This is a genomic window from Brevundimonas sp. (assembly GCF_046295075.1).
Taxonomy (GTDB): Bacteria; Pseudomonadota; Alphaproteobacteria; order Caulobacterales; family Caulobacteraceae; genus Brevundimonas.
The window spans coordinates 1-15,734 of the sequence record NZ_JBKBOC010000017.1; the positions used below are offsets into that span (position 1 = coordinate 1).

14 protein-coding genes are annotated in these 15,734 nt (G+C 67.2%); 5 read left to right on the top strand and 9 right to left on the bottom strand.

Annotation, left to right across the window (positions count from 1 at the left end; genetic code table 11):
• The 4 genes from ilvB to ACK4MH_RS12605 form a co-directional block, all read right to left on the bottom strand.
• The coding region (ilvB, locus tag ACK4MH_RS12590) for a biosynthetic-type acetolactate synthase large subunit (protein ID WP_409718899.1) at window positions 1–1,438 on the bottom strand (1,438 nt) is incomplete at its 3' end.
• A gap of 19 nt (window positions 1,439–1,457) precedes the next feature.
• A complete protein-coding gene (ilvC, locus tag ACK4MH_RS12595) occupies window positions 1,458–2,471 on the bottom strand; it encodes a ketol-acid reductoisomerase (RefSeq protein ID WP_409718901.1) in 1,014 nt (337 codons plus the stop codon).
• Window positions 2,472–2,474: 3 nt separating this feature from the next.
• Window positions 2,475–4,214 (bottom strand): dihydroxy-acid dehydratase, encoded by a 1,740-nt coding sequence (locus ACK4MH_RS12600; RefSeq protein ID WP_409718903.1) that lies wholly within the window; start codon window positions 4,212–4,214, stop codon window positions 2,475–2,477.
• A 90-nt stretch (window positions 4,215–4,304) separates the two neighbouring features.
• Window positions 4,305–4,457, bottom strand: coding sequence for a hypothetical protein (locus tag ACK4MH_RS12605; RefSeq protein ID WP_409718905.1), 153 nt, complete (start codon window positions 4,455–4,457; stop codon window positions 4,305–4,307).
• A 257-nt stretch (window positions 4,458–4,714) separates the two neighbouring features.
• Here ACK4MH_RS12605 and gap point away from each other — a divergent pair, with 257 nt between their 5' ends.
• The 3 genes from gap to fba all read left to right on the top strand — a co-directional run bounded on the left by gap (window position 4,715) and on the right by fba (window position 8,326).
• Window positions 4,715–5,722: a type I glyceraldehyde-3-phosphate dehydrogenase gene (gene gap / locus ACK4MH_RS12610; RefSeq protein ID WP_409718907.1), complete on the top strand. Its 1,008-nt coding sequence runs from the start codon at window positions 4,715–4,717 to the stop codon at window positions 5,720–5,722.
• A 176-nt stretch (window positions 5,723–5,898) separates the two neighbouring features.
• Entirely contained in the window at window positions 5,899–7,095 is a 1,197-nt protein-coding gene (locus ACK4MH_RS12615) for a phosphoglycerate kinase (RefSeq protein ID WP_409718909.1), read from the top strand.
• A gap of 145 nt (window positions 7,096–7,240) precedes the next feature.
• Window positions 7,241–8,326 carry a class II fructose-bisphosphate aldolase gene (fba, locus tag ACK4MH_RS12620; RefSeq protein ID WP_409718911.1) on the top strand — a complete coding sequence of 362 codons (1,086 nt, stop codon included), beginning with the start codon at window positions 7,241–7,243 and terminating at the stop codon, window positions 8,324–8,326.
• Window positions 8,327–8,333: 7 nt separating this feature from the next.
• On the opposite strand, the gene ACK4MH_RS12625 is transcribed toward fba, so the two are convergent.
• The gene (locus ACK4MH_RS12625; RefSeq protein ID WP_409718913.1) at window positions 8,334–8,969 is read right to left on the bottom strand and encodes a DUF2799 domain-containing protein; all 636 of its coding nucleotides are present in this window, start codon (window positions 8,967–8,969) and stop codon (window positions 8,334–8,336) included.
• An 83-nt stretch (window positions 8,970–9,052) separates the two neighbouring features.
• On the opposite strand from ACK4MH_RS12625, the gene ACK4MH_RS12630 reads away from it, so the two are divergent.
• Window positions 9,053–10,072 (top strand): RluA family pseudouridine synthase, encoded by a 1,020-nt coding sequence (locus ACK4MH_RS12630; protein ID WP_409718915.1) that lies wholly within the window; start codon window positions 9,053–9,055, stop codon window positions 10,070–10,072.
• 240 nt (window positions 10,073–10,312) lie between these two features.
• Entirely contained in the window at window positions 10,313–11,200 is an 888-nt protein-coding gene (gene rpoH, locus ACK4MH_RS12635) for an RNA polymerase sigma factor RpoH (RefSeq protein WP_135193456.1), read from the top strand.
• Window positions 11,201–11,248: 48 nt separating this feature from the next.
• Here the strand turns inward: rpoH and ACK4MH_RS12640 are convergent, their stop codons facing one another.
• The 4 genes from ACK4MH_RS12640 to ACK4MH_RS12655 form a co-directional block, all read right to left on the bottom strand.
• Entirely contained in the window at window positions 11,249–12,037 is a 789-nt protein-coding gene (locus ACK4MH_RS12640; protein WP_409718917.1) for a two-component system response regulator, read from the bottom strand.
• Between the two features lie 98 nt (window positions 12,038–12,135).
• The gene (locus tag ACK4MH_RS12645) at window positions 12,136–13,431 is read right to left on the bottom strand and encodes an adenylosuccinate synthase (protein ID WP_409718919.1); all 1,296 of its coding nucleotides are present in this window, start codon (window positions 13,429–13,431) and stop codon (window positions 12,136–12,138) included.
• A gap of 132 nt (window positions 13,432–13,563) precedes the next feature.
• Window positions 13,564–14,721: a phosphoserine transaminase gene (locus ACK4MH_RS12650; protein WP_409718921.1), complete on the bottom strand. Its 1,158-nt coding sequence runs from the start codon at window positions 14,719–14,721 to the stop codon at window positions 13,564–13,566.
• A gap of 46 nt (window positions 14,722–14,767) precedes the next feature.
• Window positions 14,768–15,694: a DnaJ C-terminal domain-containing protein gene (locus tag ACK4MH_RS12655; RefSeq protein ID WP_409718923.1), complete on the bottom strand. Its 927-nt coding sequence runs from the start codon at window positions 15,692–15,694 to the stop codon at window positions 14,768–14,770.
• Window positions 15,695–15,734 lie beyond the last annotated feature (40 nt).

Below are 15,734 nucleotides of genomic sequence, written 5' to 3' on the forward strand. Positions count from 1 at the left end.
AGGAATTGTCGATCAGCACGATCTTCAGCGGGATGCCGTAACGCTTCAGCGTCGCCAGCTCCTGGATGTTCATCATGAAGCCGCCGTCGCCGGCGATGGTGACGACGGTCGCCGACGGATCGGCCAGCTTGGCGCCGATGCCGGCAGGCAGGCCGAAACCCATGGCCCCCAGTCCGCCCGAGGTGATGTGGGCCTCGGGCCGGGAGAAGCGGCAGTGCATGGCCGCCCACATCTGATGCTGGCCCACGTCGCAGGCGGCGACGAAATCATCGCCCGCCGCTTCAGACACTTCCTTCAGCAGGGCCGGGGCATAGACCCCCTCGCCCGGCGCGTCATAGCGATAGGCGTGGGTCGCGGCGGCCTGGGCGCAGTCTTCGGCCCAGGGCTGGATGTCCAGGGCCGGGCCGCCGGCCATGCGCGCCGTCAGGGCCTCGACCCCGTCCTTCAGTTCGCCGACGACGGCGACGTTGGCCGCCCGCAGCTTGCCGACTTCCGAGGCGTCGATGTCGAAATGGACGATCCGGGCATTGGGCGCGAACTCGGCCAGCTTGCCGGTGGCGCGGTCGTCGAACCGGGCGCCGACGACGATCAGCAGATCGCTGTCCTGCACCGCATGGTTGGCGGCGCGCGTCCCGTGCATGCCCAGCATGCCCAGCATGCCCGGCGCGTCGGTCGGGATGGTGCCCAGGGCGTTCAGGGTCGAGACCTGGGGGATGCCGGTCGCCGCGACGAAGGCGCGCAGGGCCTCGGTCGCGCGGCCGATCTTTACCCCGCCGCCGATATAGACCAGCGGCTTCTTCGCGGCCCGGATCGCGGCCTCGGCGGCGGCGATCGCGTCGTGGTCGATGCGCGGCGTGTCGTTGGGGATGTGGAAGCCGTAGTCGTCGCTGGTCGTGGCGAACTGCACGTCCTTGGGCAGATCGACCAGGACGGGACCGGGGCGCCCCGAGGCGGCGATATGGAAGGCCTCCTCGATGGCGGCCGGAACATCGGCGGCGGACCGGACCAGGATCGAGTGTTTCACGATCGGCAGAGTGACGCCCAGGATGTCGATCTCCTGGAAGGCGTCGGTGCCCATCAAACCCTGGGCGACATTGCCGGTGATGCAGACGATGGGCACGGAATCCATCAGCGCATTGGCGATGCCGGTGATCAGATTGGTGGCGCCGGGGCCGGAGGTGGCGATGCAGACCCCGACCTTGCCGCTCTTGCGCGCATAGGCGTCGGCGGCGAAGGCCGCGCCCTGCTCGTGGCGGACCAGGATATGCTTCAGCTTGGATCCGGCCAGGGCGTCATAGACCGGCATGATGGCGCCGCCCGGATAACCGAACACCACCTCCACGCCCAGCCGCTCCAGGGTGGAGACCAGCAGGCGCGCCCCCGATTGCGGGGCGGCCTCGGCTGAGGATTTGAAGGCGGCGGCGGTCATCAGGATCATCCGGTCTTTCGCTCGCGGCTCAGGCCGCTTCGGACTTGGGCGTGTTCAGCCAGGCCATCCGCTCGCGCAGACGGGCGCCGACCTGTTCGATCTGGCTTTCGCGGTCCGCCTTCAGCCAGGCTTCGTACTGCGGCTTGCCGGCCTCGTTCTCGGCGATCCAGTTGCGCGCGAAAGTGCCGTCCTGGATCTCGTCCAGGATGGTCTTCATGCGGGCCTTGGTCTCTTCGTTGACGACGCGCGGGCCGCTGGCGACGGCGCCGTACTTGGCCGTCTCCGAGATGAAGTGGTGCATCTTCGAGATGCCGCCTTCGTAGAACAGGTCCACGATCAGCTTCAGCTCGTGCAGGCATTCGAAATAGGCGATCTCGGGCTGGTAGCCGGCCTCGACCAGGGTGTTGAAGCCCTGCATCACCAGTTCCTTGGCGCCGCCGCACAGGACGGCCTGTTCGCCGAACAGATCGGTCTCGGTCTCTTCGCGGAAGGTGGTTTCCAGCAGGCCGCCGGTCGCGCCGCCGTTGCCCTTGGCATAGCCCATGGCCCGGTCGCGGGCCTTGCCGGTGACGTCCTTCTCGATGGCGAACAGGCTGGGCACGCCGCGCCCGCGCTGGAACTCGCGACGAACCAGATCGCCCGGCCCCTTCGGCGCGACCAGGATGACGTCCATATCGGCCCGGGGGGTGATGCGCTCGTAGATGATCGAGAAGCCGTGGGCGAACAGCAGGGCCGAGCCCTCCTTGGCGTTGGGCTCGATGATGTCGCGATAGACGTCGCCCTGGACCATGTCCGGGGTCAGGATGGCGATGATATCCGCGCCCTTGACGGCCTCGGCCGGCTCGGCGGTCGGCACGCCGTCTTCGGTGGCGTGTTTCCAGCCCGTGCCGCCGTGACGGACGCCGGCGACCACGTCATGGCCGCTGTCCTTCAGGTTCTGGGCGTGGGCGCGGCCTTGCGAGCCATAGCCGATGATGGCGATACGCTGACCGGCGATGGCGCCGGGGCGGATGTCGTCGTTGGTGTAGATGGTGATGGCCATGGGTCAGGCGTCCTGAGCAGTGGTTGTCTTGTGAGACGCCGGAACTTGAGCCGGCGGCGGGTTGGGGATGGTGACGGCGCCCTGGGCTGCAGAGGCGACCGAGGCGCGGTATTTGGCGAAGACACCTCGCGCCGGGCGGACTACGTGGGGCGTAAAGCCCGCCCGGCGCGTCGCCAGATCGACATTGACGTCGATCCGACGGTTGGTGACGTCGATGGTGATGCGGTCACCATCGCGAATGAGAGCGATCGGCCCGCCGACGGCGGCCTCCGGCGAGACGTGGCCGGCGACGAAGCCGTAGCTGGCGCCCGAGAAACGGCCGTCCGTCAGCAGGGCGACATTGTCGATCTTGCGACCCTTCAGGGCGGCGGTGACCTGCAGCATCTCGCGCATGCCGGGGCCGCCCTTGGGTCCTTCGTAGCGGATGATGATGACGTCGCCTTCGCCGACCGAACCGTCCTGAACGGCATGGAAGGCGTCTTCCTCGCTGTCGAAGACGCAGGCCGGCCCTTCGAACGTGTCGACCTTGTGGCCGGTCAGCTTGATGACCGCGCCTTCGGGGGCGACGTCGCCATAGATGACGGCGTAGCTGCCGCGCGCCATGACGGGCGCGTCAAAGCTGGTCACCACCACCTGGCCCGGGGTTTCCTCGGCCTCGCCCGCCTCGGTGAACAGGCTGCGGCCGCTGACGGTCGGGGTGTTCACGATCTTGCCGGCCTCGGCCATCCGTTGCGTGACCAGGCGGGTGCCGCCGGCGGCGAACAGGTGCGAGGCCAGGAAGCGACCGCCCGGCTTCAGGTCGCAGATGACCGGCGCCTCGACACAGGCCTGGTGGCAGTCCTCAACGCCGAAATCGACCCCGGCTTCCGCCGCGATGGCCGTCAGGTGCATGACCGCATTGGTCGATCCGCCCGAGGCTGAGACGGCGACGGCGGCGTTCTTCAGGCTGGCGCGGGTGATGTATTTACGCGCCGTGTCGCCGGCGAAGACCCGCTCGACGATCAGCCGGCCGCAGCGCAGCCCTTCGGCCGCCTTGTTCGGATCGACCGCCGGCACGTCATTGGCGCCCATGGGCGAGATGCCCATGACCGACAGGGCCATGGCCATGGTGTTGGCCGTGAACTGACCGCCGCAGGCGCCGGCGCCGGGGCAGACGGCTTGCTCGACCGCCTTCAAGCCCGCGTCGTCCAGCGCGCCGGCCGAATGGGCGCCGATGGCCTCGAACACCTCCTGGACCGAGACCTCCTTGGTCCCGATCACGCCGGGCATGATGGTGCCGCCGTAATAGACCAGGCCAGGGATATCCATCCGCGCCAGGGCCATGGCCGCCGCCGGGATCGTCTTGTCGCAGCCGACGATGCAGACCACGCCGTCCAGCTGGTGGCCTTCGATGGCCAGTTCGATGGAGTCGGCGACGACCTCGCGGCTGATCAGCGAGGCCTTCATGCCCGCCGTGCCCATCGAGATGCCGTCGGTGACGACGATGGTGTTGAAATCGACCGGATAGCCGCCCGCCGCGATGATGCCGGCGCGCACATCCTTGGCCAGCCGGTCCAGGTGCATGTTGCACGGCGTGACCGTCGACCAGGTGTTGACGATGCCGATCATCGGCTTTTCGAAATCGGCGTCCTGCATGCCGGCGGCGCGCAGATACGAACGGGCGGCGGCCCGGCTCGGGCCAGCCGTCACCGCCGCGCTGCGGGCGTTGGGCTTTTTGGGCTCTGAGGTAGAATCTTGCGTCATCGGTCCGGTTCTTTTTGAACCGCCGCGCACTAAAAACCCCGCTTCCTTTCGGAGGCGGGGTGGTGCGAGGCGATCCTGAGTGTGTTTAGGTCAGGTCGCGTGCATCCACGCCGCTTGCGTAAGCAGGCCGAGGAGTACGAGGGTAATGAGGAATACGGGGCTTTCCAGGCCGACAGGCGCGCGAACGGCTGCGACCGCCTGAGCGGTGCGTCCCTTCATCATGTCGCGCGTCATCGTGGCCACGGGTGGCTCCCTGTTCTGACGCCAAGAAACCATAGCCGCCGGTCACGCACAACCCCAATCGCAAGAATTTTGCGCCAACGGGCGAAAATGATCCTCGAGAAGGTGTTTCTTGCCGCAAGCCGATCAGGCTGCCGCCGGAAGCGTAATCGGGGATCACATCATGTTACGCGCACGGGGTTGAATCGCTTGCGTGACCGCTCCATTGAGACGGCCGACCTATATACCGCTCAACACCCTATCGTTCAGAGGAGCTTCCCATGACCGTTCGCGTCGCCATCAATGGTTTCGGCCGCATTGGCCGCCTTGTCCTGCGTTCCATCGTCGAGCACGGCCGCACGGACATCGAAGTGGTGGCGATCAACGATCTGGGGCCGGTCGAAACCAACGCCCACCTGTTCCGCTACGATTCTGTCCACGGCCGCTTCCCCGGCACGGTAACGACGGGCGAGGATTGGATCGACGTCGGCACCGGCAAGATCAAGGTCACGGCCGAGCGTGATCCGGCCAACCTGCCGCACGCCGAGCTGAAGGTGGACATCGCCTTCGAATGCACCGGCATCTTCACGTCCAAGGACAAGGCCTCGGCTCACCTGAAAGCCGGCGCCAAGCGCGTCCTAGTCTCGGCCCCCGCCGACGGCGCCGACAAGACCATCGTCTTCAAGGTCAACCACGAAACCCTGACCGCCGACGACATCGTCGTGTCCAACGGCTCGTGCACCACCAACGCCCTGGCGCCGGTCGCCAAGGTGCTGAACGACCTGTTCGGCATCGAGCGCGGCTATATGACCACCATCCACTCCTACACCGGCGACCAGCCGACGCTGGATACGATGCACAAGGATCTGTACCGCGCCCGCGCCGCCGCCCTGTCGATGATCCCGACCTCGACCGGCGCAGCCAAGGCCCTGGGCCTGGTCCTGCCGGAACTGAAGGGCAAGCTGGACGGCTCGTCGATCCGCGTCCCGACCCCGAACGTCTCGGTCGTGGATCTGAAGGTCGTCGCCGGCCGCGACGTGACGGTCGATGAGATCAACGCCGCGCTTCAAGCCGCCGCCGACGGTCCGATGAAGGGCGTCCTGTTTACGACGACCGAGCCGCTGGTCTCCAGCGACCTGAACCACATCGCCGCCTCCTCCACCGCCGCCCTGCCCCAGACCCAGGTCGTCGACGGCAAGCTGGCCCGCGTCCTCAGCTGGTACGACAACGAATGGGGCTTCGCGACCCGCATGGCCGACACGGCCCTGGTGATGGCGAAGTTCCTCTAAACCCCGCGTCCCTCTCCCAGCGGGAGAGGGCTTGAGCGCACGGCGGCGCAAGCCGCCGTTCTGGCGCGAAAGGGTGAGGGGCACGGTGTGCGAATTGGCCCACCGCCCGTCCCTCATCCGTCTCGCTCCGCGAGCCACCTTCTCCCCATGGGAGAAGATCATGAGAGATTGAAGCCATGACCTTCCGCACCCTCGACGACGCCAAGGATCTCGCCGGCAAGACGGCCCTGGTCCGTGTGGACTTCAACGTCCCGATGGAGGACGGCAAGGTCACCGACGACACCCGGCTGCGGGTCGCCCTGCCGACCATACAGCGCCTGCGCGACGCCGGCGCCAAGGTGGCGCTGCTGGCCCACTTCGACCGCCCCAAGGGCCAGCGCGTCCCGTCGATGAGCCTGAAGCCGGTCGTGGATGATCTGGAAAACCTGCTCGGCGCCCCCGTCCGCTTCGCCGACGACTGCATCGGACCGGACGCCGTGGACGCCATCCGCGACCTGGACGCCGGCGGCGTGGTCCTGCTGGAGAACGTCCGCTTCCATGCGGCGGAAGAGGCCAATGACCCGGTCTTCGCCCAGAAGCTGGCCGACCTGGGCGACCTTTATGTCAATGACGCCTTCTCGGCCGCCCACCGCGCCCACGCCTCGACGGAAGGCATCGCCCACCACCTGCCCGCCTACGCCGGCGAATCCATGCGCCGCGAGCTCGATGCGCTCGACGCCGCCCTGGGCAATCCGCAAAAGCCGGTTCTGGGCATCGTCGGCGGGGCCAAGGTCTCGACCAAGCTGGACCTGCTGAAGAACCTGGTCGGTAAGCTAGATCGGCTCGCCATCGGCGGCGGCATGGCTAACACCTTCCTGTTCGCCCAAGGGATCGACATCGGCGGCTCTCTGGCCGAACGTGATATGGCCGATACGGCGCGCGAGATCATGGCGGAGGCCGAGGCGCGGGGCTGCACACTGCTGCTGCCCGTCGATTTTGTCGTGGCGACGGAGGTCAAACCCGGCGCCGCATCCCGCCCTGTCATCGCCGGCGCCGCCCTGTCGGCCGACGACAAGATCCTAGACGCTGGTCCGGCCACGGTCGCCCGCCTGCTGGAGGCCCTGACGCTTTCGAAGACCCTGATCTGGAACGGCCCCCTGGGCGTGTTCGAGGTGCCGCCCTTCGACGCCGCCACCGTGACCGTCGCCCGTCATGCCGCGGCCCTGGCCAAGGCCGGAGTGCTGGTCGCCGTCGGCGGCGGCGGCGACACGGTGTCGGCTCTGAACCATGCAGGCGTCTCGGACGACATGACCTTCGTCTCCACCGCCGGCGGCGCCTTCCTGGAATGGATGGAGGGCAAGCCCCTGCCCGGCGTCGAAGCCCTGCGCATCTGATCGACGGCGATGCAGGCGGATCACGCCTGCGTCCCGGCCTTCCGAATTCACGCTGAAACGGCTGTAACGCGGCGTGACTTCGCCACGCCTCGCGGCTAGTCTCTCGCCCAATCAAAAAAGACTATTCGGCTCAGGAGACTATCCCATGGCGCGCATCACGCTGCGACAGCTGCTCGACCACGCGGCAGAGAACGATTACGGCCTGCCCGCCTACAACATCAACAACATGGAACAGGGCCTGGCGATCATGGAGGCGGCCCACGAGGTAAACGCCCCCGTCATCATCCAGGCCTCGCGCGGCGCCCGCAACTACGCCAACGACATCGTCCTGGCCAAGCTGATCGACGCCTTGGCAGAGCTCTACCCGCACATCCCGGTCTGCATGCACCAAGACCACGGTAACGGCCCGGCGACCTGCGCCACCGCCATCCAGTACGGCTTCACCTCGGTGATGATGGACGGCTCGCTGGAAGAAGACGCCAAGACTCCCGCCTCCTACGAATACAACGTCGACGTCACCCGTCGCGTCACTGAAATGGCCCATGCCTGCGGCGTCTCGGTCGAGGGCGAACTGGGCGTGCTGGGCTCGCTGGAGACCGGCATGGGCGAGGCCGAAGACGGTCACGGCTTCGAGGGCAAGCTGGACCATTCGCAACTGCTGACCGATCCGGACCAGGCCGTGGATTTCGTCGCCGCCACCAAGGTCGATGCGCTCGCCATCGCCATGGGCACCAGCCACGGCGCCTACAAATTCTCGCGCCAGCCGGACGGCGAAGTCCTGGCCATGAACGTGATCGAGGAAATCCACCGCCGCCTGCCCAACACCCACCTGGTGATGCACGGCTCGTCCTCGGTGCCACAGGATCTGCAGGACATCATCAACCAGTACGGCGGTGAAATGCCCCAAACCTGGGGTGTTCCGGTCGAGGAAATCCAGCGCGGCATCAAGCACGGCGTGCGCAAGGTCAACATCGACACCGACAACCGCATGGCCATCACCGGCGCCATTCGTAAAGCGTTGATGGAAAAGCCGGGCGAGTTTGACCCGCGCTACTATCTGAAGCCCGCCAAGGAGGCGATGAAGAAGCTCTGCATGGAGCGTTATGTCCAGTTCGGCTGCGAAGGCCAGGCCTCGACGATCCGGCCGCTGTCCACGGCCCATATGGCCAAACGCTACGCCTCAGGCGACCTGGATCCGTCCTTCCGCAGCGCGTCCGTAAAGGCCGCCTGAGCTACGTCTAGACCGGGTAGCGGCCGCTCAGTTCGCGCCGCACCCGGCGAACGTCCCATTCGGCCTGGTCCAGCGCGTCGCGCACGTCTCTGCTGTTGCGGCGCGCATCGCGGATTTCGCCCCGGACCTCCCGGATACGGTCGCGGATCCGTTCCCGCTCCTCGTCCGTCAGCCCCTCGCCCCGCAGTTCGTTCTGCTTGGCCTCCAGCTTGTCCTCGCGGTTCTCGATCCGGGCCTCGGCGCTTCTCAGCGCGCCCTGCGCCGCCTCGTACGCGTCCTCGACCTCATGCAGCCTCAGTCCGTCCCGATAGGCGGGCAGGAACGCCTGCTCCTCCTCCGGCCGACAGACGCCGTAATAGGTATTGCCCGCCCGCCCCTCGACCCATCCCCGCTCGAAGGTGCAATAGGACCGCAAGCCATCCTCGCGCGCCGAACCATAGGCCGCTGGATTGGGCGTGACCTGATATTTGGCGCAGGCCTTTGCGTGGTCGTCCAGCCGCGTCATCGGATAGCCGGACGCCCCGTCGGCATAGCCCTTCTCGCCCCAGGCGCCGGCCAGGCACTGGTCCTTGCTCATGGTCGTGCAACTGCCCAGCAGCGCCGCCATGGCCACCGCGCCCCCGGCGATCATCAACCGCATCATCGGATGCCCTCTTACGCCCCAAGCTTGACTATCGCCCCACGTCCGGCCCTCGCGCAAGCGGCCGGTCGTGCTAGGGAGGTGCCGTGTCCGACCCTGACCTGATCGACGACGAAGACCTGTCCCCCGCCTCCACTCCTGCGGAGTTGCTGGAAGCGCGCATCGACGCGTCCGGCGTCCGCCTGGACAAGGCCCTGGCCGACGCCTTTCCGACCCTGTCGCGCGCCCGGCTCCAGGCCCTGCTGGCCGAGGGCGCCGTCACCCGCGACGGGGCGATTTTGACCGGCGGTTCGGCCAAGGCCCAGCCCGGCCTGTATGTCGTCGCCCTGCCGCCCGTGGCGCCCGCCACGCCCCAGCCGCAGGCCATCCCCCTGACCGTGCTCTACGAGGACGCCGACCTGATCGTCATCGACAAGCCCGCAGGCATGGCCGCCCATCCGGCGCCCGGCACGCCCGACGGCACCTTGGTCAACGCCCTTCTGGCCCACTGCGGCGACAGCCTGTCGGGCATCGGCGGCGTCGCCCGGCCCGGCATCGTCCACCGGCTGGACAAGGACACCTCAGGCGTCATGGTCGCCGCCAAGACCGACCGCGCCCACCAGGGCCTGTCGGCCCTGTTCGCCACCCACGACATCGAGCGCACCTACATCGCCCTGACGCGCGGCGCCCCGTCGCCGTCCAGGGCACGGATCGTAACCCGCATCGGCCGCTCCAGCGGCGACCGCAAGAAGATGGCCGTGCTCAAGGCCGGCGGACGCGAGGCCATCACCGACTATGTCGTCCAGACGACCTTCGGCGAACCGGCCAAGTCGGGGGGCGCCCCAATGGCCGCCCGCGTCGCCTGCACCCTGCACACCGGCCGCACACACCAGATCCGCGTCCACCTGTCGTCCAAGGGATCGCCGATCCTCGGCGACGCAACCTATGGCTCGGGCAGCTCGGCCATTCCCGTCCGCGCCGCCATCGCCGAGGCGGGCCTAGCGCGCCAGGCCCTTCACGCCGCCGTCCTGGGCTTCGTCCATCCCGTCACCGGCGAACAGATGCGCTTCGAAACCGCCCCCCCCACTGATATGCTTCGCCTCGAAGCCCTGCTGTCCGAACTCTGACGGCGTAGTCGGCCAGCCTCAAAACTGCGCGTCTTGAATAGCAACTGACAAAGTTCTATATAGCCTTCTGAACGGCGCGAGTGGCGCCAGGGTCACGGTCACGCTTTCGTGTGACGATCCGCCCCTAAAAATGGCGGCAACCCATCGCTACTTCACCGGTTGAGGGGTGAGACTTCGGCGCACACACCGTGGCCGATGACGAAGAGCCCGCTCGTTCAAGACGGTCGGAGGGACCTGTATATGGCTGCCAATAGTACGCTCGCGGTGATGTCGCCTGAACAAGGCCTGTCGCGTTATCTGACGGAAATCCGCAAGTTTCCGATGCTGACCAAGGACGAGGAGTTCATGCTGGCGAAGCGCTGGTCTGAGCACCAGGACGCCGAGAGCGCCCACCGTCTCGTGACCTCGCACCTTCGTCTCGTGGCCAAGATCGCCATGGGGTATCGCGGCTACGGCCTGCCGATCGGCGAAGTGATCTCCGAGGGCAACGTCGGCCTGATGCAGGCCGTGAAGAAATTCGACCCGGACAAGGGCTTCCGCCTGGCGACCTACGCCATGTGGTGGATCCGCGCCTCGATCCAGGAATACATCCTGCGCAGCTGGTCGCTCGTGAAGATGGGCACCACGGCGGCGCAGAAGAAGCTGTTCTTCAACCTGCGCAAGGCCAAGAGCCAGATCTCGGCCTTCGAGGAAGGCGACCTGCATCCCGAACACCTCGCCGCCATCGCCACCAAACTGGGCGTCAGCGAGGAAGAGGTCACCAACATGAACCGCCGCCTCGGCGGCGACGCCTCGCTGAACGCGCCACTGCGCGCCGACGGTGAAAGCGAGTGGCAGGACTGGCTCGCCGACGACACGGCCGTGTCCCAGGAAACCCAACTCGCCGAAGACGAGGAAAAGGGCATCCGCATGAGCCTTCTTCAGGAGGCCATGGAAGAGCTGACCGACCGCGAGAAGCACATCCTCACGGAACGCCGCCTCAAGGACGACCCCGTCACTCTGGAAGAACTCGCCGGCCAATATGGCGTGTCGCGCGAACGCGTGCGCCAGATCGAGGTCCGCGCCTTCGAAAAGCTGCAAAAGGCCATGCGCGCCGCCGCGGAAGAGCGGAACCTGGTCGACGCCTGATCGACAACAACCTGTCGCGCCCTATCGGCGCGACAGGCCTTTATGGTCTCAGGACGCCCGCGCCATCGGGGCCGCTTGCTCTGCAGCCTTCGCCGCCGCGACTACGGCGCCGATCGGCTGGGCCAGCCCGACCTTGGTTACCTGACCACCGGCCAGATAGGCCTGCAACGTCGCCACGACCATCGCCAGCTTGGCGTCCGCCGTCTTGATTGCCAGCCCGTTCAGCGTTTCCCCCTGCTGTCGAATGGCGCGCGTGGCTTGCGACGGATCCTGATCGAACTGCGACAAGGCCGAAATCAGGATGCGGATCGCCTGATCCTTCACCTCGGCCGGCCCTCCGCCCGCCGAACCATCGCTGCGCCGCTTGCGCGCACCGGAAAATTCGCCCGAGTTGAATCGCCGCCGATCCGGCCCGACATAGCCGACCGCCTCGATCCAGGGCCGGGGCTTCAACGCCACGTTCTCGACCCGCTTGAACAGGTCGCCGGTCGTGAAGGGTTTTCTCAAAAACTCGTGGATGCCGGAATCACGCGCGCCCTTGATGGCGGCGGCGGTCGCCTCGCCTGTCACCATGATAATCGGCGACATCCGGCACGCCATGCTCGACCGGCGCACCCGGCGCGCCAGCGTCTCGCCATTCAGCGCCTCTCCGGACCGTTCGGTGAAGATCATGCCCGGCTCGACGTCGCGCAGCAGCTCCAGCGCCCGCTCCTCGTCGGTCTCGGCATAGACCTCGCGCGCGCCCATCCCCTTCATGATGTCCGTCAGCAGTCGTGCGGACGACAGGTTGGGATCGACGATCACCACCCGCCTGACGGCGGGTTCGATGCGGCTCAAGGTTCTGGCGTTTGCGGCAAACACATCCGTCTCCCGGTTGGAGCCGTTATCCTTACCGCGCGCTGGTTAAAGCCTGTTGAATCAAGGAAACCGCCGCCTCAGCCCTGGAAGGGATCCCGCATCAGGATCGTGTCGTCCCGCTCGGGGCTGGTGGACAGCAGGGCCACCGGCGCCCCGATCAACTCCTCGATCCGCCGCACATATTTGATGGCGTTGGCATTGATGTCCTTGAAGCTGCGGACCCCGACGGTGCTTTCGCTCCAGCCTTCCAGCTCCTCGAACACCGGCTCGGCGGCGGCCTGGGCCTTCAGGCTGCTGGGCAGATAATCCAGCACTTCGCCATCGACGCGGTAACCGACGCAGATCTTCAGCGTCTTCAACCCGTCCAGCACATCCAGCTTGGTCAGGGCGATGCCGTCGATGCCGTTGATCGCCACCGACTGGCGCACCAGCACGGCGTCGAACCAGCCGCAGCGCCGCGCCCGGCCCGTATTCACCCCGACCTCGCGGCCGACAGTCGCCAGATGCTGCCCGACCTCGTCGTCCAGCTCGCAGGCGAACGGGCCCTCTCCGACGCGGGTCGTATAAGCCTTCACGATGCCCAACACATAGCCGACGCCGCGCGGCCCGATGCCCGACCCCGCCGCAGCCTGTCCGGCCACGGTGTTCGAACTGGTGACATACGGATAGGTCCCGTGATCCACGTCCAGGAAGGCGCCCTGCGCCCCCTCGAACAGCACGCGCTTGCCGTCCTTCTGCGCCTGATCCAGAACCCGCCACGCCGGCTTCACATAGGGCAGGATCTTCGGCGCGATCTCCAGCAGCGACGCCAGCAGCACCTCAGGATTGATGGGCTCCAGCCCCAGGCCCGCCCGCAGCGGATCGTGGTGCGAGCGCAGCCGGTCGATCTTGACCTTCAGATCGTCTTCATTAGCCAGGTCGCAGACCCGGATCGCCCGCCGCCCCACCTTGTCCTCATAGGCCGGACCGATGCCGCGACCCGTCGTGCCGATCTTGGCGCCCGGCGCGCTCGCTGCGGCCTCGCGCGCCACATCCAGCGCAGGGTGGATGGGCAGGATCAGGCAGGCGTTGTCGGCAATGGTCAGAATTTCGGGGCTGATGGCCACGCCCTGGGCCTGGATCTTCTCGATCTCGCCCACCAGGTGCCAGGGGTCCACGACCACGCCATTGCCGATGATCGACGGCTTGCCCTGCACGACGCCGCTGGGCAGCAGCGCCAGCTTGTAGACCTTGCCGTCCACGACCAGCGTATGGCCCGCATTGTGACCACCCTGGAACCGCACGACCATGTCGGCGCGGTTGGACAGCCAGTCCACGATCTTGCCCTTGCCCTCGTCGCCCCACTGGGCGCCGACCACCGCTACGTTCGCCAAGGTCCGTACTCCGCCTTAGCGTTCTCCTTGGAGAACGCGTCAAAACCAGCAGGCGCCGCGTCATCGCGGCGATCTGAATGCGGGCGCAGCCTATAGCGGGGGAATCATCCGATGTCGTCCCAGAAGTCGGATTTATCCGATCTCCGAGACAGCCGTTTCGAACGCCCATTCCAGCCAAGGCGTCGCCGCCATCACATCGGCCGTCTCGACCGTGCAACCGCACCACAGGCGCAGTCCCGGCGGGGCGTTGCGATGCGGCTCCATGTCGAACACCGCCGCCTCACCTTCCAGCAGGGCCTTGAACCGCACGACGAAGGCTTTCTGCGCCTTGGGGTCCAGCGCAGCGATCCGCGCGTCGTTGAACTTCAGGCAGACCGACGTCGTCGATCGGATTTCCGGCCGATCCGGCAGGAAGGCGATCCAGTCGGTCCTGTCGACCCACTCCGCCAACGCGGCATAGTTGGCGTCCGTGCGCCGGATCAGCTCCGTCAAGCCGCCAATGCCCTTCGCCCAGTCCAGGGCGTCGATCCAGTCCTCGATCGTCAGGATCGAGAAGGTGTTGATCGCCACCCCGTCCGCCAGCGCCCGGTCGAACCCCTTGCCGTCCGTCAACCGCAGCAGCTTGGGTATCGCCCGATCCGGCCGATACCCATCCAGCCGCGCCACCGCGCGCGGCGACAGCACCATCACGCCGATGCCCGCCTCGCCGCCCAGCGCCTTCTGGAAGCTGAAGGTCACGACATCCAGCTTGTCGAACGGCAAGGGCATGGCGAAGGCGGCCGAGGTGGCGTCGCAGATGGCCAGCCCCTCGCGGTCGTCGGCGATCCAGTCGGCGTCCGGCACGCGCACGCCCGAGGTCGTGCCGTTCCACGGAAACACCACGTCCTTGGACCAGTCCGCCTGGCTCAGATCGGGCAGTTCGCCCCACGGCGCCGTCAGGGCATCGGGCTCCAGCCCCAGATGATCCTTCACGTCCGTCAGCCAGGTCAGGCCAAAATTCTCGAAAGCCACGACCTGCACCGGCCGCTGCCCCAGCATGCCCCACAGCGCCGCCTCGACCGCGCCCGTGTCCGACCCCGGCGTATAGAGCATCACATGGCTCTCGGGGACGTCCAGCACCTCGCGCGTCAGCCGCAGGCCATGCGCGAACCGCTCAACCACTTCCGGCGCGCGGATGCCGCGTCCCAGCAGATCGGACGGCAGACCCGCCAGGCTGTAGTCCGGCCGTTTCGCCGTCGGCCCCGCCGAAAACCACGGCCGCGCCGGCTTCACATCAGGCTTCACGCTCATGCTCTTTCCCCTTGGCGTTACCGCGCCTCGCGCTGCTTGAGCGCGCTCACCGCCCCGGCGTATAGGGCCGCTTGGCCCGCCATTCGTCGGCAAAGCGGGTAAGGGCCTCGTCCGGCTCGTCCGGCAGCGTCACCACCAGCCGCGCCAGCAGATCCCCCCGCTTGCCCGCCGCATAGGCCCCGCGCGCCTTCAGCCGCAGGATCTTGCCCGAGTTCGACCCCGCCGGGATCGTCATCTGCACCACGCCCTCGGGCGTCGGCACCCGCACCTTGGCGCCCAGCACCGCGTCGGGAACCGACACCGGCAGATCCATCGTCAGGTCCGCCCCGTCGCGCTTGTAGATCGGATGCGGCTCAATCTTCAGTTCGATCAGCGCGTCGCCGTTCTCGGCCCCCCGCCCCGGCGAACCCTGTCCGCGCAGGCGGATGGTCTGGCCTTCCGACGCGCCCTTGGGAATGGTCACATCCAGCGTGCGCCCGTCCGAGAACTGGATCCGTCGCGTCGCACCGGCGATGGCGTCTTCCAGACTGATGTCCAGCGTCGCCTTCACGTCCTGGCCCCGCGACGTGAAGTCCCGCGCGCCGCGCTGACGCCCCGCCCCGCCGAACATCCCGAACAGGTCGTCCAGATCGACGCCTTCGAAGTTGGCCCGGCCGCCCGGCCCGCCGCCGAAGCCGCCGCCCGCACCACCCTGGCCAAACGGACTGCCGCCCGCGCGACCGCCTCCGCCGAAGCCGCGATATTGTTCGTTGCCGTCGTTGTCGATCTGGCCGGCGTCGTATTTGGCGCGCTTCTCGGCGTCGCCCAGGATGTCGAAGGCCGCCGTCACCCGCTTGAACTTGTCCTCGGTGATCTTGTCGCCGGGGTTCTTGTCGGGGTGCAGCTCCTTGGCGAGCTTGCGATACGCCTTCTTGACCTCGTCCGCGCTCGCGCCCTTCGAAACGCCCAGTTCCTTGTAGGGGTCGCCTGCCACGTCCGTTGCCGCTCCAACTGAAAAGATCGAGAGGCCGTCA